This window comes from Blastococcus sp. SYSU D00669 (genome assembly GCF_054050715.1).
Map to the genome: position 1 here is coordinate 18,835 of NZ_JBJGZV010000002.1, position 19,426 is coordinate 38,260.

Consider the following 19,426-nt stretch of genomic DNA (forward strand, 5'->3'; position numbering starts at 1 on the left):
ATCTACTTCTTCGGATCGTTGCCGGTGTTCAGGGTCGGCACGTAGCGCAACGGATACCGGCGAGCACGCCTGTCGAGATGTTCCAGGAGCTCGAGGTCCGGCTGGCCCGACCCGGCCGCGACGAGGGTCTCGAGCCGCTGGCGCAGCTTCTCGTTGAGCTGATCATGGGCCTCGACGTCAAGGGGATCCACGGGGGTGCCGGGTATGGCCACATCGCGCTCCTGCAGCAGCCGGATCATCTCGGCGTTGTCCCAGGCCAGGAACGGGAGGATGCGCGACCACGCCTCAGCGACGAGCTCGAGGCCGGCTATCGCGGACTCCGTCGCGCGGCGTGATGCGTGGTCGGCCACCTGGGGCAGCGTCACCTCGCGCAGCGTCTCGACCGTCCGGGTCAGCTGGTCGGTGATGCTCGGCCTCACGATGCCTCCCGGATCATCGCGAACATCGCTCGGTAGAGCCACGTGGGTGCCTGGTGCAGGTGAGGAAGGCCACCAGTCAGGTAACCGTGGACGCCGGCGTGGACGATCACGGCCAACTTGAAGCAGGAGAAGACATTCCACCAGCGCAGCTCGTCGGGGTCGACCAGGATGCCGGTCTCACGCTCGAAGGCTGCGATGATCTGCGGCACCTCCCAATGCCCCTCGATCTGGTGCTCACGGCGTCGGACCGGGTTGGTCACCCAACCCAGATCCTCCAATGGGGATCCCACGTGCGCCGTCTCCCAGTCCAACAGCGCGGTGACCCGGTGGTCGTGAATCAGGACGTTGCCCGGCTTGAAGTCGCCATGGACCAACACTCGTCGTGGCGTGTCTGGTGCCCGGTCCAGCAACCACGTGCGGACCAGCGCGAGCTCAGGGCTGGCTTCCAGGCGCACCGACTCGTGCCGCTGGGTCCAGTCCTCGACAGCGAGATGAGCCGCATCGGTTCCCGGGTCCTTGAGTGCGCCGGCTGATACGAGGACTTCGGTGTCGGTGCTCACCAGTGCGGCGAGCAGCGACATCAGTCGCTTGGCGAGGCCCACCCTGGCCTCGAGGGAATCACCGCCGGACAGAATGAAGGGGTCGCAGGTGCCCTCCAGGTACCCGGTGATCAAACCCGGGGCGCCCAGGACCGATCCGTCGCCGTCCAGCCAGTACGGCCGAGCTGCCGGGACCGAGGTGTCGGCCAGCACGGAGAGCAGGGCGAACTCCGCGGCCAGGTCGCTCTCAAGGAGCCCCGAGTCGGGAAGCAGTTGAAGGACGAGCTCGAGGTCGGTCGGGTCCCCGGCTACCTGCAGGCGCATACGCCACGTACCTCGCGACAGGCCACCCGAGAGCTGCCGCAGCTCCCGCACCACCGGCGAACTGCCCGGCACCCGCTGTTCGACCAGGTGCTGGATGCGTGGGATCAGGGCGTCACGTCCCAAGGTCATCTCACCACCTCCGAGGTTTCCTGATCGCTCAAGTCCCAGGGCAACCGTAGGCTGAGCCGGCGTGAGGACGCAACGTCCGACATGCGGATTTGAGGCGCCAACGAAGCGAGGGGTTGACTTGATTGATCGCTCAATGCCAGCCTGTGCCTCCGGTCACACAGAGGCCCCTCGGACAACTGCGCATGAGAGAGATGAGGACGGATGACCAGCTCCTACGTGGACAAGTTCCGTGACTGCCTGCAGGCCATCGCCGACATGGCGGACGCGCAGGAGGACCCGCGACGCAAGGCGATCGCGAACAACTTCCTTCGGCATGCGTGCCTGGAGTTCTCCGGACAGACCGACCTGGTGCTGAACCCGACCATGACGGTGGACGACCCGACCTATCACGTGAAGTGGGGGCCGTCGCTCAGCACGTACAAGGGCATGGGCGACGTGCGGGGCTACTACGACGCCGCGATGAACGTGCTCTCCACCTTCCAGGACCACACCTGCTGGGTGAACGACTGGGGCATCGCGTCGTACTCGACCTTCGTTCGCTTCACCACCGGGGAGGTGCTCACCAGCGAGGGCATGACCGTGGACAAGCCGGACGACACTGAATACGCCCAACTGTGGCCGATGGCCATGTTCTGGCCCTACAACGAGAACGGCAAGCTCCTGGGCGAGGACGTCTACATGCTGGCCGACCCCGAGCACCGTGAGATCGCTCCGGGCGAGAAGTTGACCCAGGCGGAGATCGACGAAGTCTGCAACGAACTCCTGCGCCCCCTTACTGAGTCGCAGATCCCCGCCTTCCAGGGCGTCCGCCAATAGGCAGTGGACGTCGTTCGGCGTGGTTGAGCGATGAGGGCAGGCACGAGGGCCACGCTCGCGAAGGTGCTAACGCACCGTTACCCGTGGGCGCCTCGCGCCTGCCGTCCCATCGTGCATCCTTGACCCGCTGCGCGAGCAGTTTCTGAGCCTGCAGCCAGTGCGGCGGTGGAGCTGAGGGGACTCGAACCCCTGACCCGACACTGCCAGGGCGGCTGATGGGGGTTTGTGGGGGTGCGCCGGAGGGCGTTTGTGCACGTCAGGCGACTGTGCGGTCGTAGATGAACCCGCTCGAACGACGCGGAACGCCTCACTGTGGCCACCAGCGTGGCACCAGGGGGCGGCCGCCTGATCGGCACAAACCAGAACGTGCAGCAGCCACATCAGCCGGTCATGATCGGCCCAGGCCGTCCTCCCTCCGGAGCCCGGCCTGAGCCGTGCCTGATGCACGTGGGGAGCGCGACAGTGCCAGCTTCGAGATCGACGGCGACCAGTCCGTCCCGTTCGGCCGTGGCGATCATCCGCAGCGTGAAGCGGTGCTGCCGAAGGACGTGGACCGTCGTTATGGAATGACCGCGCAGCCACTCCAGCAGTTCATGCTGTGCCCGTGGCCGCGCCCGCGACATGGGCCGGCGCCCCGAAGCCGACGTCGCCGGTCGGCCAGACCGGTCGACGACGCAGTACCCGTGGTGCCGGCACGGGACCACCTCGCCCTGCGCGGGCACGAAGCCGCGGGCCTCATAGCTGAGCACCGTTCCACAACGCAGGGTCGCGGTGTACATGTCACCGGCCCCAGACCAGGCGCAGCACGGGGGCGCTGGCGCCGACTCCGAGTGGCCTTGTCGAGTCCGGCGCAGCAGCGACCAACGGGAACAGGGCGCGGATGCCGACTCCTTGGTGGGGCGACCCATACACAGGTTCCTGAGGCACGTGATCCGGCCATGGGATCATGGCGGCGTGTCCGGAAGCTCCGTCCGGTGACCGCAGCCTCGGGGGGAACGGGCTAGGGGCCCAACCGCCGGCAACTGCGCGAAGAGGCAGGCGAGCGTGACCGATGCGGACGACCAGCCGGGCCTTCACGGGTCTCAGCTCCTGGTCCGTGGGTTGCGCGTGCTCGAGGCGGTCGCCACCCACGGGGGCCCCATCGGAGTCGCAGAGCTCGCCCGCATGCTCGGGCTGCCCAAGTCGACGGTGCAGCGGATCCTCCGCACGCTCCACGAACTTGGCTGGGTCGAGCCTAGTTCGGACCCGGTGACGCGATGGCGGCTCGGCGATCGACTGCTCGCCATCAGCCGGACGCTGCCGCGCAAGCGCGACATCCGTCAGGCCGCGCTGCCGCACATGCCGGAGCTGAGCAGGCAGACCCAGGAGACCGTCCATCTGTCGGTTCCCGATCTGAGGATCCTGGGCACCGTGCTGATCGAACGGGTCGACTCGCCTCTTCCCCTGAGGACGTTCAACGCGATCGGCACGTCCGCTCCCCTGCATGCGAACGCCTCCGGGCTCGCGGTCCTGGCCGCCCTGCCGGATGAGGAGGTCGAGCGGCTGCTGGGTGCCGATCTGGAGAAAGTCACCCCGAACACCATGGTCGACCGGCAGGCGCTGCGAGAAAGGATCGCCCGGATCCGCGAGGAGGGCCATGCCGTGACCACCGCGGAGTGGCGCGAAGGGATCTGCGGCATCGGGGCGGCGGTCGTCGTCGACCTCGGCCATCCCGTGGCGGGCATCGCGATCTCGATGCCGCAGACCCGGTTCTCCCCTGACCGGGTGGGCGAGTGGGGACGCTGGGTGCGGGAGGCGGCCGATCTCACCGTGCGCGACTTCGACGCTGCCTGAGCCGAGCGGGGCCCGAGGGCCGGCCGCACGCCATTCCGCCATCGTCGCGTTGTTCAATCTGCGAGTTGGTGGCGAGCGATGAGGACCCGCTGGATCTCCGACGTCCCTTCGAAGATCTGAGTAAGCCGCGCATCCCGCCAGTAGCGCTCGACCGGGTAATCCGTCGTGTACCCGTTGCCGCCATGGATCTGTATCGCGTCACTGGCCACACGTTCGGCCATCTCGCTAGCGAAGAGCTTGGCCATCGAGCACTGGGCGTTGCTCGGGTGACCGGCGTCCAGCTTCCGCGCCGCCTCGTAGTACAGCGCCCGGGCCGCGGCGACCTGAGTCGCCATGTCGGCGAGCTTGAACTTGATGCCCTGGAAGCCGGCGATGGGCTGACCGAACTGCCGTCGCTGCTTGGCGTACGCGGTGGCGTCCTCCAAGGCGCCCTGCGCGAGGCCGACGGCGCGCGCAGCAGTGTGCAGGCGTCCCCAGTTGATGAGCTTCGCGAACTCGCTGAAGCCCCGACCGCTCTCGCCCTGCTCGGAGACCAGCTGGTGGGTGCCCGGGACTCGCAGGTCACGTATCTCCAGGTTCCACGACGTGATGCCGTGGTAGCCGATCTTCGAGATGGGCGTTCCGGTGACGCCCTCCGGGAAGGTGCCCCGCGGCTTCTCGACCAGGAAGGTGTCCAGCCCTCCGCGCCGGTCGGGACCGGTTCGCGCGAGCACCATGATGGCGTCGCCGGCCAGCGCCCACCCGCACCACCGCTTCGTGCCGTTGAGGACCCACTCGTCACCCTGGCGCTTCGCGGTGCACTCGACCGCGGCGAGGTCGGAGCCGGCCTGCGGCTCGCTGAACGCACCGGCGGTGATGAAGTCGCCGCGGGCCTGCCGGCGCAGCAGCTCGGATCGCAACGCCGGATCGGGGACGCGGGTGCCGGTGCCATTGGCGCGGGCGATGACGCTGGCGACGCTCATCCAGGCACGGGCCAGCTCCTCGGTCACCAGGCAGTACTCGAAGGAGCCCAGGCCCAGGCCGCCGTGCTCGGGATCGATCATGAGGCCGAAGTAGCCCTGCTCGGCCATTCTCTTCAGCAGTGAGTCCGGGATGTCGGCGCGCTGGGGATCCAGCTCGTTGGCCACCGGCAGCACCTCTTCGTGGGCGAACCGGCGCGCCCGGGCCTGCAGCGACTCCTGCACCGGGGTGAGCATCGTTCCTCCGTCGTGGACCGTCCCGCGCCGGGTGACGTCGCGGTGCCGGTCCTTGATTCGGTCAGCCGACGTGGACGGCGGGGTCGAACCGCGTGGTGCGCGCCAGGCCGGCGCGCCGTCCCTTCTCCGCAGTCACCGTGGCCATCTTGCGCGACGCCTCGTCGATCATCTCGTCGCCGAGCATCGCGGCACCCAATGAACCGCTCGCCCGGGAGGTGAACCAGCCGTACGCCTCGAGGATCAGTTCGGCCTTGTCGTAGGCCGCCTGTGTCGGAGAGAAGATCTCGTTGCCGGCCTGGATCTGCCCGGGGTGCAGGACCCACTTACCGTCGTAGCCGTAGGCTGCCACCCGCTCGGCCGAGGCACGGAAGCCGTCGAGGTCCTTGATCAGCGCATAGGGCCCGTCGATGGCCTGAAGACCGTGCTTGCGGGCGGCCAAGGCGATCAGCATGAACACGGTGTCCAGCGGGTCGAATTCGTTCCGCCCCGGTACGCCGATCGTCAGGGCGGGCATCTGCATGGCGGCCATGAAGTCGCCCGGGCCGAAAATCAGCGTCTCCGTGCGGGCACTGGCCGAGGCGATGGCGTCGAGCTCGCTCATCCCGGCGGGCCCCTCGATCTGCACCTCTATCCCGATGCCACCGACCGGCAACCCCTCGGCCGTCTCGATCTGGGTCAGCAACGTGTCCAGCCAGTGGATGTGGGCGACGCGCTCGACCTTCGGCAGCATGATGCAGTCGAGGTGCCCTCCGGCGCCCCGCACGACGTCGAGCACGTCCTCGTGGGCCCATCGAGTGCCGGCGTCGTTGACGCGTACGACCCGCACGCGCTCCCCCCAGCCACCCTCGCGGAGCGCGCGCACGACGTTGACCCGGGCGCCGGCCTTCGCTGACGGGGCCACGGAGTCCTCCAGGTCGAGGAACACGTGATCGCTGTCGAGCGACCTGGCCTTTTGCAGCATCTTCTCACTGCTGCCGGGGACGGCCAGGCACGTCCTCCGGGACCGGTATGGCCGGGTCATGGGCACCTCTCGTTACTGCGTCCTGAAGAGCTGGCGGTTGAGCAGCTGTCCGCGTGTGGTGGCGCATGGACGGCCCGGCGCTGCCGGGGCAGATGGTCCGCATCGCCGTCACCAGGCGTTTCGCAGGACGATACGTCGTGCCGGGGCGCGGAACACGAGACGATCGTCGCGTTGACGGTGGATGACAAGGGCCCCCATGGTTCCTGCATGCAGCACGATGTTTCGGTGAGCGGCCCGACTGAACCTGCGAGGCGCCGCCGTCACGAGCCGTCGTGGACGCCGCGGAGCGCAGCGTGACCGGCCCTCTGGCAGGCGTGCGGGTCATCGACCTCACCGCCGCGCTCGCCGGCCCCTTCTGCAGCATGCTCCTCAGCGACATGGGGGCCGAGGTCATCAAGGTGGAGCCGCCGCGCGGAGACGTGACCCGGCACGTGGGTCCGTACCCGGCCGACGCGCCCGACGGCCTCGGCGGCTACTTCCAGAGCATCAACCGCGGCAAGCACAGCGTGGTCATCGACCTCAAGACCGACGCCGGACGGGCGGAGTTTTACGACCTGGTGGCGACAGCCGACCTGCTGCTGGAGAACTTCGGTCCCGGCGTCGTCGACCGACTGGGCATCGGCTACGAGCGGGTGCACGAGGTCAACCCGCGCCTGGTCTACGGGTCGCTGACCGGCTTCGGGTCCCAGTGGTCCGGTGAGAGCCCGTACATCGACTGGCCGGCGATGGACGTGACCGTCCAGGCCATGGCCGGCGCGCTGAGCATCACCGGCACCGAGGACGGCATGCCGGTGAAGATCGGGCCGGGCATCGGCGACATCTTTCCCGGCACGCTGCTCGCAGTCGGCGTCCTGGGGGCCCTCCGCCACGCCGATCGCACCGGCGAGGGCCAGCAGGTGGACATCGCCATGTACGACTCGATCCTCGCCCTGTGCGAGCGCATCGTCTACCAGCACTCCTTCACCGGCGAAGTGCCCCGTCCCATCGGGAACACCCACCCGATCCTCACGCCCTTCGACGTGCTTCCCGTCAAGGACGGGTTCATCGCCATCGCGGCGACCACCCAGCCGCGGTGGGCCCGGCTGTGCGAAATCATGGGTCGACCGGAACTCATCACCGACTCGCGATTCGCCGACGAAAAGGCACGCGCCGCCCATCGGCAGACGATCCGCCAGATCCTCGAGCAGTGGACGGTCGAGCTGACCCGGCAGGAACTGTCCGAACTGCTCGGCGGCAAGGTGCCGTTCGGTCCGCTCAACACCGTGGCCGACATATTCGCGGACAGGCACGCCTGGATCCGGGAAATGCTCGTCGAGGTGGAGAGCCCGGGATCGGAGAAGTCGGCCGTCATCGCCGGCGCTCCCATCAAATTCAGTGTCACGAAGCCGCCACCGCTGCGTCGCGCCCCGTTCCTGGACGAGGACGGCGAGCGGTTGCGCGTCGAGCTCGCCGCCGGCCGGCGCCCGGCATCCGCGGACTGACCGCCCGACGTCCTCGAGCGCAGACCTTCGTCTCTCGACGGCGGTCCTGAGGCGGGGGTTTCCCTACGACGGGCGGTCCTGGTGCGCGCAAGCGCGGGAGAAGGGCCAGACGCCTCCCACGGGTGCCCCGGCAGCAGGAGCGCTCGGGTACCGACGAGAGGACGCACCATGCCGACCATGCCCGCGGTCCGCCTCTACACGGGGGAAGGACGACTCGCCCTCGAGGAGGTCCCCATCCCGGACCCCGGCCCCACCGAGGTCCGCGTCGCGGTGTCCTGAGCCGGCATCTGCCTCACCGACGTGCATTTCATCCGCGGGGAACCGGCCGCCGGGATGCCCGAGGTCGTGACCCTCGGCCACGAGGTCTCCGGAACCGTGGAGGCGGTCGGCAGCGCCGTCGACGGCATCGCCGAGGGGACGCCGGTGGTGATCAATCCGGTGGCGCACATGGGAAACGCGACGCGGGTCGTGGGCGTGCATCACGACGGCGGGTGGGCGCCGTTCGCCGTCGTCCCCGCGAGCGCCGTCGTCCCCGTGTCCCCGGCTCTGCCCCCGGAGATCGCGGCGATCATCCCCGACGCAGTGTCGACTCCGTGGGCCGCCTTGTCCTCGACCGGCGCCGTCCGGGCGGCCGAGACCGTGGCGATCTGGGGCGTCGGCGGCCTCGGCTACCACGCCGTGAAGCTGGCCCGGATTCTCGGGGCCGTTCCGGTCGTCGTGGTCGACCCGCTGCCGGCAGCTCGCGAGCGTGCCTTGGCCGGCGGCGCCGACGCGGCCTTCTCCCCCGAGAGCACGGCCGGCTCGTCCTGACCGGGATACCCGACGAACCGTTCCACCTCGTCAGCACGCCGGTGCTGATCCGCAGGTCCAAGCAGGTGCTCGGGCACTACGGATCCGAGCGCCGGCACATCGAGGAGGCCGCCCGCCTGGTCACCCTCGGCCGGCTGCAGCTGCCGGACTCCGTCAGTGCGGAGTTCCCGCTGGATCGCTACGCCGAGGCGCTGGACGTCCTCACGTCCAAGCGCGGCAACCGGATCCGCGTCGTCCTGCAGCCGTGAGACCGACCGACCACGGCCCGATCACGTCTGGACGCTGACGCCCCCGCGACACCCCGGGGCCGACTGGAACCACCGGGCGGCGTGCGGACCGTGAACGCCGACACAGCGGGCCGGTTGCAACCGGCCCGCTGGGTGGTCAGCCCTGCATCGCGTCAGGGACAGGGGTTGCATCCCCACGTCCGTGGTCAGATGTCGCCGCCCACAAACACCCCGGAGAGCGCGTGGGTCTCCTCCGGGTGACGCCGGTCGCCAGGTGCCTCTCGCTCGGTCGCGTGTCCCAGGACGAAGCCGTCGAGGGAGCGAGCAGCCCGGAGCCCCCTCAGCAGCTCGTAGTAGGCAAGCGCCCCGTCGCCGTACCGTCCGCCCGAGAACAGGTCCTCGAGCTTGGAGGCCTTGCCCTCGCCGTTGTAGTACCCCGGCGTGCACTGCGCATAGAACTCGAAGTTCGCCAGGTTCTTCGGGTGGGTCCTGATGAGCTCGACGTAGGCGTCGATGTCCGCCGAGTTCGGCTCGATCGTCACCGCGCCACGGTTCCGCATCTCGGACAGGACGAACGCGAGGTGCTTTGCCTGCTCGTCGAGGAGGTGGACGGCGTTCACCGCCACCGCGGTCTGGATGTTGCCCCCGACGAAGAAGAGGTTGGGGAAGCCGTCGGTACTCAGGCCGTGGAGCGTGCGCACACCCGCGCCCCAGTGCTCCGACAGCGGGCCCTCCCGGCCGGTGATCTCGAAGCCCGTCAGGTGGGTGTAGCTGATACCGGCCTCGAACCCGGTGGCGAAGATGAGGCAGTCGACCTCGTACTCGGTGCCCGCGATCACGACACCCGTCTCGGTGAATCGCTCGACACCCTGTCCCTTGGTGTCCACGAGCGTGACGTTGGGGCGGTTGAACGCTGCGAGGTAGTCGTCGTGGAAGCCGGGCCGCTTGCACCACCAGCGGTACCAGGGCTTCAGCGCCTCCGCGGTGGCCGGGTCGTCGACCTCCTCGTCGATCCGGGCCCGCAGCCGGTTCATGACCTTGTAGTCGTTGATCTCGGTGAGGTAGGCCAGTTCCTCCGTCGTCGGCGTCCGGCCCAGCCGCTGCGCGACCTGCTCCGGCGTCTCGGGAGCAAGCGCGGCGAAGATCTCGGTCCACCCGTCGGCGACGTAGTCGACGTCCCGCCTTTCCCCGTGCACCTGTGCCTGGAAGTTGTCGCGGCGCTCCTGCTGCCAGCCGGGTCGGGACATGTCGACCCAGTCCGGCCCCGTCTGGCACTGGGCTCGCACGCCCACCGTCGACGGCGTCCGCTGGAAGACCAGCAGCTCCTTGGCGTACTTGGCCACCTCCGGGACCACCTGCAGAGCGGTGGCGCCTGTGCCGATGATGCCGATCCGCTTGTCGGCGAGCTTCGTCATGCCGCCGGACGAGTCGCCACCGGTGTAGTCGTAGTCCCACCGGCTCGAGTGGAAGGTGTGGCCCTGGTAGAGGTCGATGCCGGGGATGCTGGGCAACTTCGGCAGGCTCTGCCGGCCGCAGGCGGGCACGAAGAAGTCGGCGGTCATGGAGTCGCCGTGATCGGTCGTGATCAGCCAGCGCGCCTCGTCCTCGAGCCAGACCGCGTTGGTGATCGACGTCTGGAAGCACGCCTTCTCGTACAGGTCATAGGCCTTGCCGATCCGCTGGCTGTGCTCGAGCATCTCGCCCGCATACGAGTACCGGTGCTTCGGCGCGTACTGCAGCTCCTCCAGGAGCGGCAGGTAGATGTGCGCCTCGATGTCGCACATGGCGCCCGGGTAGCGGTTCCAGTACCAGGTCCCGCCGAAGTCCGACCCCACCTCGATGATCCGGATGTCGGTGAAGCCGGCCTCGCGCAGCCGGGCCCCGACGAGCAGCCCGCCGAAGCCTCCGCCGGCGACGATCACGTTGGTGTGATCGGTGATCGGATCCCGCACGAGCTTCGTGGCCCACGGGTCCGCGCCGAAGTGGGCGAACCGGCCGGAGGTGCCGACGTACTGCCCCTTGCCCTCCGGGCGGATCCGCCGGTCCCGCTCCTGGGTGTACTTGTCCTTCAGGACCACGGGATCGAAATCCAGCGGACCGACGAGCGCGTCACTCGACATCTGTTTCTCACCTTTCCGGTGAGCCCGGACCCGCCCGGTTCCCGCTCGCGGAGCGGGAATCGGACGGCGTGGCTCTGGCAGCGGCTTCGTCTGGTCGGTCGACCGATGCGCCACGGCCCCCGGTCGCGGCGGTCGTCTGCGGCCGCCACTCCTCCGTGACCTGGATCTCATCGGCGTCCTCAGTGAAGCCGCCGGACACCGCCGCGCTGAGCGACGACAGTCGCGACCAGCCGAGACATGTGTCGTGCTCGGCCGCGGTCGACCCCGCGTGCCGCTCCGCCCGCGACGGATGTCGCGGCCCTCCGCGACCGCCGTCGCTCGGCGGAGGACCGGACGCGGAATTGACTGCGCGAGAGAGGCGACCGCGACCGGCATCGACGGCCCGCTCGCAGGTCACGGTCCCGCGATCCACCACGGGACCCGCCAATTACCGCATCGACGAGCAGGAGCCGCCATGACCAGCCCTTCGACGGACCTGTTGCTCTCCCGTCGCGACCTCGACTTCCAGCTCTACGACTGGCTCGACGCCGAGTCACTCACCGGCCGGGAGCGGTTCGCCGAGCACAACCGGGAGACCTTCGACGCCGTCCTCGACCTGTGCGCCGAGATCGCCAACGAGCGGTTCGCCCCGCACAACAAGCTCAACGACGTCCGGGAACCGCAGTTCGTCGACGGCCGGGTGCAGTTGAACCCCGAGATCAAGACGGCCCTCGACACCGCCGCCGAGGCCGGCCTGATCGGCAGCGGGATGGACGCCGAGGTGGGCGGGCTGCAGCTGCCCCACCTGGTGCAGACCGCCTGCTTCTCCTTGTTCCAGGCCGCGAACATCGGCACCTGGGGGTACGCCTTCCTCACGGTCGCGAACGCGAACCTGCTGCTCGCACACGCCTCTCCGGAGCAGATCGCCACCTACGTGCCGCCGATGCTGGAGGGGCGCTTCCACGGCACCATGTGCCTGTCCGAGCCGCAGGCCGGCTCGTCGCTGGCCGACATCACCACCCGCGCGGAGCCGCAGCCGGACGGCACCTACCGCCTGTTCGGCAACAAGATGTGGATCTCCGGCGGGGACCACGAGCTCGGCGAGAACATCGTCCACCTCGTCCTCGCGAAGATCCCGGGCGCCCCCGCCGGCGTGAAGGGCATCTCGCTGTTCATCGTGCCCAAGTTCCTCGTAGAGCCCGGCGGCTGCCTCGGCGAGCGCAACGACGTCGCGCTCGCCGGGCTCAACCACAAGATGGGCTTCCGGGGGACGACGAACGCCCTGCTGAACTTCGGCGAGGGCGCGCACATCCCGGGGGGTCGGGCCGGCGCCGTCGGGTACCTCGTCGGAGAGCCCCACCGGGGCCTCGCCTACATGTTCCACATGATGAACGAGGCGCGCGTCGGCGTCGGCGCCGGCGCCACCGCACTCGGTTACACCGGCTACCTGAAGGCCCTCGACTACGCGCGCACCCGCACCCAGGGCCGGCCGGTCGGCGCCAAGGACCCGGCGACGCCGCAGGTTCCCCTCATCGAGCACGCGGACGTCCGCCGGATGCTGCTCGCCCAGAAGTCCTACGTCGAGGGCGCGCTCGGCCTGATCCTGTACTGCGGCCGGCTGCTCGACGAGCAGCGGACGGCGACCAGCACCGAGGAGCGGCACCGCACCACCGCGCTGCTGGAGATCCTCACGCCGATCGCCAAGAGCTGGCCGTCGCAGTGGTGCCTGCACGCCAACGACCTCGCCATCCAAGTGCACGGCGGCTACGGCTACACCCGCGAGTACGACGTCGAGCAGCACTACCGCGACAACCGGCTCAATCCCATCCACGAGGGCACCCACGGCATCCAGGGCCTGGACCTGCTCGGCCGCAAGGTGGTCCAGGACGGCGGCGTCGCACTGGCCGAGCTGGAGCGGACCATCCGGGCCGCGATCGCCCGGGCCACCGGCGGGGCCGCCGAGCTGGCCGCCGAGCTGGACAAGGCGCTCACCCGGCTCGTCGACGTCACTCGCGCCATCCACGCCGCCGACACCGACCCCGCCACCCGGCTGGCCAACGCCACTGTGTACCTGGAGGCCGCCGGGCACATCGTCATCGCCTGGATCTGGCTGGAGCAGTTCCTCGCCACGGGCGACGGCGACGACGACTTCCGCCGCGGCAAGCGGCAGACCGCCCGCTACTTCTTCCGCTACGAGCTGCCCCGCACCGGCCCGCAGCTCGACCTGCTCGAGCGGCTCGACCGCACCACCGTCGACACCGACCCCGCCTGGTTCTGACACCCGCGGGACCGTCTCTGCGACGGGCGCGCCCCCGCAGTCGCCGGCAGCCGCCGTCACACCGGTGCCCGTGACGGCGGCTGCCTGCGCGCCGCTCCGGCGGGTGGTCTGGGCCGGTGGGCCACCGCGTGGGCCGGGCCCGGCACATCAGAACGGTCACCGGCCCGGTGCCTGGGGACGGGCACCGGGCCGGGAGACGGTCGGAGCGTCAGAGGAGTTCGAGGATGGTGGCGTTCGCCTGCCCCCCGCCCTCGCACATGGTCTGCAGGCCGTAGCGGATGCCGTTGTCGCGCATGTGGTGCACCAGGGTGGTCATGATCCGCGCGCCGGAGCCGCCCAGCGGGTGCCCCAGGGCGATCGCGCCCCCGTTGGGGTTGAGCGCCTTGGGGTCGGCGCCCAGATCGGCCAGCCAGGCCAGCGGCACCGGCGCGAAGGCCTCGTTGCACTCGAAGACGCCGATCTCGTCGATCGTGAGGCCGGACCTCTGCAGCGCCTTGTGCGTCGCGGGGATCGGGGCGGTGAGCATGATCCCCGGATCCGCGCCGGCCAGCACGGCGGTGTGCACGCGGGCGATCGGGTTCAGGCCCAGCTCGCGGGCCTTCTCCGACGTGGTCATCAGCAGCGCGGCCGAGCCGTCGGAGATCTGCGAGGAGTTGCCGGCGGTGATGACGCCCCCCTCCTTGAACGCCGTCTTCAGTGCGCCGAGCTTCTCGACCGTCGACTCGCGGATGCCTTCGTCCTGGGTGACCACGGTGCCGTCGCGCAGGGGCACCGGGGCGATCTGGGCGTCGAAGCGCCCCTCGTCCCGTGCGGCGGCGGCCTTCTCGTGCGAGGCGACGGAGAACTCGTCGGCCATGGCGCGCGTGATCCCCCAGCGCTCGGCGATCATCTCGGCGCCGATGCCCTGGTTGGGCACCGCACCGTCGTAGCGGCTCAGGTACGTCTCAGGGAAGGGATGACCGTCCGGGGACGCCGAGCCCATCGGCACCCGGCTCATGGATTCCACGCCACCGGCCACGACGACGTCGTACTGCCCGGCGATCAGGCCGGCCGCGGCGAAGTGGACCGCCTGCTGGGAGGAGCCGCACTGGCGGTCGACGGTCACGCCGGTCACCGACTCCGGCCAACCCGCGGTCAACGCCGCGGTGCGCGCGATGTCGAAGGTCTGCTCCCTCACCTGGGTCACGCATCCCCAGACGACGTCGTCGACCAGGCCGGGCTCCACCCCCGCCCTCGTCACCAGATTCCGCAGCACATGGGCCGACAGCTCAGCCGGGTGCACTCCGGAGAGGGCGCCGTTGCGGCGACCGACCGGTGTCCGGACCGCCTCGACGATCACTGCGTCTCTCATGTCCACATCCATCCCTTCGGGTCGCCGGGCGGCGACCGATCGTGTGCCAGGTGGTGTCGCCCCCGGCACCGGATCACCGCCCGTCGCGGGGGCGGGTGCGGACGTCCGGGAGCCAGGTGCCATGCCGGCCTCCACCGCGGCTGCTCCGCGGGGTGGGCGCCGCTGTGACCGATCAGCGCGTCAGGCGTTCCTCGACGAGGAGCCGCTTGAGGATCTTGCCGTTGTCGTTGCGGGGTAGGTCGGGCGCGATGTCGATCCGCTTCGGCGTCTTCACCCCGCCGAGCAGCGGACGCAGCGCGCGACGCAGGTGCTCCGGATCAAGTCGAGCCCCCGCCGCCGGGACGACCACGGCGGTGACCGACTCCCCCCACCGCTCGTCGGGCAACCCGAAGACGGCGCACTCGCGCACGCCTGGCTGGGAGGCGATCACGTTCTCGACCTCTGCCGGGTACACGTTGAACCCGCCGGTGATGATGAGGTCGGTCTCCCGTCCGACCAGGGTGAGGAAGCCGTCCTCGTCCAGGAAGCCGATGTCGCCGGTGCTGCGGTGGTCGCCTTCGGTGCGCGCGGCCGTCGCCTGCGGGTCGCGGTAGTAGCCGCTCATGGTGAAGTCGCCACGGACGAGAACGCGCCCCGGCTGCCCGACCGGCACCGGACGCCCCTCGTCGTCGACGATCCGCACCTCGCTGACCTCGGTGGCCCGGCCGACGCTGCGCAACCGCGACTCGGGTGCGGGGCGCCCGTCGACGACGTGGTCCTCCGGGCGCAGGCGGGTGATGAACATCGGCGCCTCGGTCTGGCCGTAGCCGCCCTCGAGCACCGGGCCGAAGACCTCGATCGCCTGGCGGATCCGGCCGACCGCCGCCGGGGCGCCGCCGTAGACCAGCGCTCGCAGCGAGGACGTGTCGTACCGGCCGCGCTCCGCGGCGTCGGTGAGCCGGTACAACATCGTCGGAGTGAGGGTCAACGTCGTCACGCGGTACCGCTCGATCGCCCCCAGCACCGCCGACTCCTCGAACGCCGGCAGCACCAGCACCGTGCCGCCACTGGCCAGCACCGAGAGGGCGACCCGACCGCCGACGTGGGTCAGGGGCGCCGCCGCCAGGTAGACGTCGTCCGGTCGAGCCAGGACGCGGGCGTAGGCGTCGACGACGGCAGTGAGCCGGTCATGCGTGAACGCCACCCCCTTGGGCCGTCCCGTCGTTCCTCCGGTCGGGAAGATCGCGGCCAGGTCCCGCTCGTCCGCGGGCACCGGGGTGGTCCGTGCCGGCAACGGCGGACTGGCAGCGGGCCGCCGGGCGAGGAGGTGGTCCACCGGGAGAACTCCACGCACCGACGGCACCCCGCTCGACACCGCGTCGGCGACGGTGGTCAGATCGGGATGGGCGATCAGCGCATCGCAGCCCAGGTGGTCGAGCAGGGCCGTGATGGTCGACGCCGAGTCCCGCGAGTTGACCGGGAGCCAGGCCGCGCCGATCGACATCAACGCGAGCGTGGCGACGACGACGCGGTGGTCGTTCGGGCTGAGCACCGCGACCTTGTCGTGCGGGCCGATACCGGCCCGGTCGAGGTGCTCAGCGGCCGTGTCGACGCGGTGCCACAACTCGGCGTAGGTCAAGGACCCGCTGTCCCACCGCAGGGCGGGCGCGTCGGGCCGGGTGCGCGCGACGACGCCGACCCGGGCGGCGACACCGCCGGGCGTAGCCGGCGCCGATGGCCGGTCGTCGGTGACGATCTGCACTGCGGTCGCTCCTCCCGCTGTGGCGGTCATGGGTGGGTCAGGTCCCCGGCGGGCAGTGGCGACGCAGGGCGTCGAGCAGCTGCTCGGGAGTGCAGTCCTTGGCGAAGAACTCCACGGCTCCGGCCGCCAGCACCGGTGGCCGCAACCCCTGCTGGGTGGACAGCGCCACGACGGGGATCCCCCGGCCGTGCCGGAGCTCTCGTACCAGTCCGCACCCCGCGCCGAAGGTCGGCAGCAGCGGTTCCACCAGCGCGAGCGCCGGCCGACCGGAGGTAGCTGCGGCCAGCGCCTCGTGGACGCCGGTCGCCTCTGCGGTGACGGCGAGCCCGATGGTGGCCGCCAGCCGGCCCACCGCCGCGCGCACCCGCCGGTCCGGATCCACGACCAGGAGGCCCGCACCGGCACTCTCGCCCACCCGCTTCACGAACCGCCCCCTGCCGTACCCGTGCCGTGGGGCCAGTCAAGCCGCGGGGGAACGGACGGAGGAGCGACGGTCGACGCGATCGCCCGCGACATGCGTCGCGGGCCCGCGGGTCGGTCAGTTGAGCGTGACCAAGCCGTTCCGGACGGCCCACAGCGCGGCCTGGACGCGGGAGACCAGGCCCAGCTTCATGATCACGTGGCTGACGTGCGTCCGGGCCGTGCGCTCGCTGATCACCAGGGCGTCGGCGATCTCCTGGTTCGACTTGCCCTGGGCGACGAGGACGAGGACCTCGCGCTCCCGCTCCGTCAGCTCCTCCGCCGGGTAGCGAGTGGTCATCGAGCGGGCGAGCGCGCGTGCCACCGCCGCGTCGAGGTGCACCTCGTCACGGGCGGCGGCCCGGATGGCCGCGGCGATCTCGTCGGAGTCGGCGTCCTTGAGGACGTATCCGGAGGCACCCGCGTCGAGCGCCGCGTGCACGCGCTCGACATCGCTGAAGCTGGTGAGCGCGACGACCCGGACGCCCGGGTGGGCGGCGCGGATCGCGGCGATGGCCTCGACGCCGGCCATGCGGGGCATCATCAAATCCATCAGGACGACCGCGGGCATGCCCCCGTGCGCCTTCCGGTGCGCCAGCTCGGCGAGTGCTGCCGCACCGTCGCCGGCCTCACCGACGACGGTGATGCCCGGGACCGCGGCGAGGAACATGCGCAGCCCCTTGCGGACCACCTCGTGGTCGTCCACTACGAGCACCGCGATCTCGTCGGCCGGCATCCCGCTCATCCCGTCGTCCCCGCCACCGGGGCGAGGGCACCGGGCACCACGACCCGCACCATCGTGCCGATCCCTCCGGGACCGGCACCGACGGTGAGGGTCCCGCCGTGGCGCCGGGCGCGGTCCTGCATGGTGGTCATCCCGAAGTGCATGGCGCCCCCGCCGGTGTGCCCCAACCCCACGCCGTCGTCGATGACCTCGACGACCAGGGTGCCCTGCTCGGTGCCGCGACGCAGCTCGATGCGCACGTGGCGGGCCCTCGCGTGCTTCACCACGTTGTTGAGCGCCTCTTGCACGAGACGGAACAGGTCCTCCTCCAGGTTCTGCTCAAGCAGCGGGTCCTCGTCGCACACCACCTCCGCGCTCAGCCCCGCTGCTCCGGCCACGGCCGCCGCGTGCCGCCGCAGGCCCTGGGCCAGCCCCTGCTCGTGCAGTTCCGCCGGCCGACGGTGCTGGATCAAGGCGCGCATCTCCGTCAAGGCTGACTGGGCGAGTTCCCGCAACTCGGCGAGCTCGGTGATCAGCCCGCGCTCCGCGCGCTCGCGGGCGGTCAGCTCGATGCTGCGGGCCTGCAGCGTCAGGGAGAACAGGGCCTGGGTGACCGAGTCGTGCATGTCCCTGGCCAGCCGCTGCCTTTCCTCCTCCGCGGCGCGCAGTTGCAGCTCCCGGTACATACGGGCGTTGTCGACGGCGATCGCCGCGTGGTCGGCCATCGCGGCGAGGAAGCCGACCTCGGCGTCGTCGGGGACGTGGCCGACACGGTGGAAGCCGTTGAGCGCACCGATCGCGCGACCGCGCACGATCATCGGCAGTGCCACGAACGCGTCCCAGGGGGCGTCGCGGAGCAGGTCGTACGCCGGCGCCCACCGGGGGTCGCCCAGCACTCGGTCACGGGTGCCGCGCGCGACGATCGGACGGCGGGTCCGGACCGCCTCGGTGGTCACCATGTAGGCCCCGTTGCGGCGGGCCGCCTCGAGGCGCTCGACGTAGTCCGGCGGTAGACCGGACCGCCCGGCGTAGCGGAACTCGCCGGCGCCCTCGTCGGTGAGCACGACGGCGCAGGTGCACATACCCGTGGCGGCGCGCACCTCGTCGGCCAGGCGGTCGAGCACCGTTTCCAGCGTCGGTTCCCGCGCGATGACGGCCGCGGTGTGCGCGAAGGCGGCGAGCTGGCGCTCACGCCGGACGGGGGCGTCGGCGGCGTCGTCGACCGGCGGCCCGTCGCGGTGCGGCGGAGGCGAGGAGGTCATCCGGCTCTCCCGGTCGTGGGGCCGGTGCGGCACGGCCCGATGCGGGCCGGCTGCGTCAGGTCGGGGCGAGACACGCGGCGACCTGGGCGCTGAGCGCGTCGAGCTCGGCGAGGATGTCGAACTCCTCGGGATCGAGCATCCAGAAGTAGGCAATCCCCCGCATCGCAGACGTCACGAGGTTGGCGACGGCGTGCGGATCCGCCCCGGCACGAACGGTGCCGTCGGCGATGCCGTCCGCCACGAACCGCGCCAGCCGGCCGCGAAAGTCCCGGTTGAGCCCCCGCAGGTGTAGGTGTAGCTCCGAAGTCGGTTTGATCCCCTCGAACATGAGGGCGTAGAAGGCCCGCAGCTCCGTCGGCGAGCGCTCGGCCTCCTGCCGGATGACGGTCACGACGTGCGTGAGTGCGGGCAGGCCGGACCGGTGGCCGACCGTCTCGGCCAGCCGGTCCGGACCGAAGCGCTCCGTCATCCGCTCCACGAGGGCGCTCAGCAGGTTGGCCTTGCTGCCGAACTTCCGGGTGACCAGGCCGTGGCTGTACCCGGCGCGCCGACCGATGTCGGCCAGCGTGGTCCGCTCGAAGCCGCGCTCGCTGATCAGTGCCGCGGATGCCTCGAGCAGGCGACGGGTGGACAGGTCCGAGCGCTGCTTCTGGCGTCCACCGGGCCTGGCTCCGTTCGACCCAGCCGCCGGGACCGGCTCGGGAAGCGCCATCAGCA

17 protein-coding genes are annotated in these 19,426 nt (G+C 70.5%); 6 read left to right on the forward strand and 11 right to left on the reverse strand.

Annotated features, from left to right (window positions below; all coding sequences use genetic code 11):
• Positions 1–2: 2 nt before the first annotated feature.
• Complete coding sequence (locus tag ACI8AF_RS02375; protein WP_456538058.1) at positions 3–419, reverse strand: hypothetical protein; 417 nt, start codon at positions 417–419, stop codon at positions 3–5.
• Entirely contained in the window at positions 416–1,411 is a 996-nt protein-coding gene (locus ACI8AF_RS02380) for a phosphotransferase family protein (protein ID WP_456538059.1), read from the reverse strand. Before ACI8AF_RS02380 ends, ACI8AF_RS02375 begins: the two co-directional genes overlap by 4 nt.
• Before the next feature lie 201 nt (positions 1,412–1,612).
• On the opposite strand from ACI8AF_RS02380, the gene ACI8AF_RS02385 reads away from it, so the two are divergent.
• Both ACI8AF_RS02385 and ACI8AF_RS02390 read left to right on the forward strand, forming a co-directional pair.
• A complete protein-coding gene (locus ACI8AF_RS02385; protein ID WP_456538060.1) occupies positions 1,613–2,227 on the forward strand; it encodes a hypothetical protein in 615 nt (204 codons plus the stop codon).
• A gap of 1,044 nt (positions 2,228–3,271) precedes the next feature.
• On the forward strand, positions 3,272–4,060 hold the full coding sequence (locus ACI8AF_RS02390; RefSeq protein ID WP_456538061.1) for an IclR family transcriptional regulator: 789 nt from the start codon (positions 3,272–3,274) through the stop codon (positions 4,058–4,060).
• Between the two features lie 53 nt (positions 4,061–4,113).
• Here ACI8AF_RS02390 and ACI8AF_RS02395 read toward each other — a convergent pair whose 3' ends face one another.
• Entirely contained in the window at positions 4,114–5,256 is a 1,143-nt protein-coding gene (locus tag ACI8AF_RS02395) for an acyl-CoA dehydrogenase family protein (protein ID WP_456538062.1), read from the reverse strand.
• 61 nt (positions 5,257–5,317) lie between these two features.
• A complete protein-coding gene (locus tag ACI8AF_RS02400; protein ID WP_456538063.1) occupies positions 5,318–6,277 on the reverse strand; it encodes an HpcH/HpaI aldolase/citrate lyase family protein in 960 nt (319 codons plus the stop codon).
• A 272-nt stretch (positions 6,278–6,549) separates the two neighbouring features.
• On the opposite strand from ACI8AF_RS02400, the gene ACI8AF_RS02405 reads away from it, so the two are divergent.
• The 3 genes from ACI8AF_RS02405 (at position 6,550) to ACI8AF_RS02415 (ending at position 8,816) form a co-directional block, all read left to right on the forward strand.
• Complete coding sequence (locus tag ACI8AF_RS02405) at positions 6,550–7,758, forward strand: CaiB/BaiF CoA transferase family protein (protein ID WP_456538064.1); 1,209 nt, start codon at positions 6,550–6,552, stop codon at positions 7,756–7,758.
• Between the two features lie 285 nt (positions 7,759–8,043).
• Complete coding sequence (locus tag ACI8AF_RS02410; RefSeq protein WP_456538248.1) at positions 8,044–8,568, forward strand: alcohol dehydrogenase catalytic domain-containing protein; 525 nt, start codon at positions 8,044–8,046, stop codon at positions 8,566–8,568.
• Positions 8,569–8,609: 41 nt separating this feature from the next.
• Complete coding sequence (locus ACI8AF_RS02415) at positions 8,610–8,816, forward strand: hypothetical protein (protein ID WP_456538065.1); 207 nt, start codon at positions 8,610–8,612, stop codon at positions 8,814–8,816.
• 185 nt (positions 8,817–9,001) lie between these two features.
• Here ACI8AF_RS02415 and ACI8AF_RS02420 read toward each other — a convergent pair whose 3' ends face one another.
• Positions 9,002–10,915, reverse strand: a complete 1,914-nt coding sequence (locus ACI8AF_RS02420; RefSeq protein WP_456538066.1) for a flavin-containing monooxygenase — start codon at positions 10,913–10,915, stop codon at positions 9,002–9,004.
• A gap of 454 nt (positions 10,916–11,369) precedes the next feature.
• Here ACI8AF_RS02420 and ACI8AF_RS02425 point away from each other — a divergent pair, with 454 nt between their 5' ends.
• On the forward strand, positions 11,370–13,172 hold the full coding sequence (locus ACI8AF_RS02425; RefSeq protein WP_456538067.1) for an acyl-CoA dehydrogenase: 1,803 nt from the start codon (positions 11,370–11,372) through the stop codon (positions 13,170–13,172).
• A gap of 208 nt (positions 13,173–13,380) precedes the next feature.
• Here ACI8AF_RS02425 and ACI8AF_RS02430 read toward each other — a convergent pair whose 3' ends face one another.
• From ACI8AF_RS02430 to ACI8AF_RS02455, 6 genes are all read right to left on the reverse strand, one after another.
• Complete coding sequence (locus ACI8AF_RS02430) at positions 13,381–14,523, reverse strand: thiolase family protein (protein WP_456538068.1); 1,143 nt, start codon at positions 14,521–14,523, stop codon at positions 13,381–13,383.
• A gap of 172 nt (positions 14,524–14,695) precedes the next feature.
• Positions 14,696–16,264 (reverse strand): class I adenylate-forming enzyme family protein, encoded by a 1,569-nt coding sequence (locus tag ACI8AF_RS02435; protein WP_456538069.1) that lies wholly within the window; start codon positions 16,262–16,264, stop codon positions 14,696–14,698.
• A 37-nt stretch (positions 16,265–16,301) separates the two neighbouring features.
• The gene (locus ACI8AF_RS02440) at positions 16,302–16,646 is read right to left on the reverse strand and encodes a response regulator (RefSeq protein ID WP_456538070.1); all 345 of its coding nucleotides are present in this window, start codon (positions 16,644–16,646) and stop codon (positions 16,302–16,304) included.
• Between the two features lie 156 nt (positions 16,647–16,802).
• A complete protein-coding gene (locus ACI8AF_RS02445; protein ID WP_456538071.1) occupies positions 16,803–17,468 on the reverse strand; it encodes a response regulator in 666 nt (221 codons plus the stop codon).
• Positions 17,465–18,709, reverse strand: coding sequence for a GAF domain-containing protein (locus tag ACI8AF_RS02450; RefSeq protein WP_456538072.1), 1,245 nt, complete (start codon positions 18,707–18,709; stop codon positions 17,465–17,467). The genes ACI8AF_RS02445 and ACI8AF_RS02450 overlap by 4 nt, the downstream gene beginning before the upstream one ends.
• Before the next feature lie 55 nt (positions 18,710–18,764).
• Complete coding sequence (locus ACI8AF_RS02455; RefSeq protein ID WP_456538073.1) at positions 18,765–19,421, reverse strand: TetR/AcrR family transcriptional regulator; 657 nt, start codon at positions 19,419–19,421, stop codon at positions 18,765–18,767.
• Positions 19,422–19,426 lie beyond the last annotated feature (5 nt).

What these genes read in the sequence shown, in the direction of transcription:
- ACI8AF_RS02380 (WP_456538059.1), bottom strand. Translation starts at nt 1,411, where the DNA reads ATGACCTTGGGACGTGACGCCCTGATCCCACGCATCCAGCACCTGGTC.
- ACI8AF_RS02385 (WP_456538060.1), top strand. Translation starts at nt 1,613, where the DNA reads ATGACCAGCTCCTACGTGGACAAGTTCCGTGACTGCCTGCAGGCCATC.
- ACI8AF_RS02395 (WP_456538062.1), bottom strand. Translation starts at nt 5,256, where the DNA reads ATGCTCACCCCGGTGCAGGAGTCGCTGCAGGCCCGGGCGCGCCGGTTC.
- ACI8AF_RS02400 (WP_456538063.1), bottom strand. Translation starts at nt 6,277, where the DNA reads ATGACCCGGCCATACCGGTCCCGGAGGACGTGCCTGGCCGTCCCCGGC.
- ACI8AF_RS02420 (WP_456538066.1), bottom strand. Translation starts at nt 10,915, where the DNA reads ATGTCGAGTGACGCGCTCGTCGGTCCGCTGGATTTCGATCCCGTGGTC.
- ACI8AF_RS02425 (WP_456538067.1), top strand. Translation starts at nt 11,370, where the DNA reads ATGACCAGCCCTTCGACGGACCTGTTGCTCTCCCGTCGCGACCTCGAC.
- ACI8AF_RS02430 (WP_456538068.1), bottom strand. Translation starts at nt 14,523, where the DNA reads ATGAGAGACGCAGTGATCGTCGAGGCGGTCCGGACACCGGTCGGTCGC.
- ACI8AF_RS02445 (WP_456538071.1), bottom strand. Translation starts at nt 17,468, where the DNA reads ATGAGCGGGATGCCGGCCGACGAGATCGCGGTGCTCGTAGTGGACGAC.
- ACI8AF_RS02450 (WP_456538072.1), bottom strand. Translation starts at nt 18,709, where the DNA reads ATGACCTCCTCGCCTCCGCCGCACCGCGACGGGCCGCCGGTCGACGAC.
- ACI8AF_RS02455 (WP_456538073.1), bottom strand. Translation starts at nt 19,421, where the DNA reads ATGGCGCTTCCCGAGCCGGTCCCGGCGGCTGGGTCGAACGGAGCCAGG.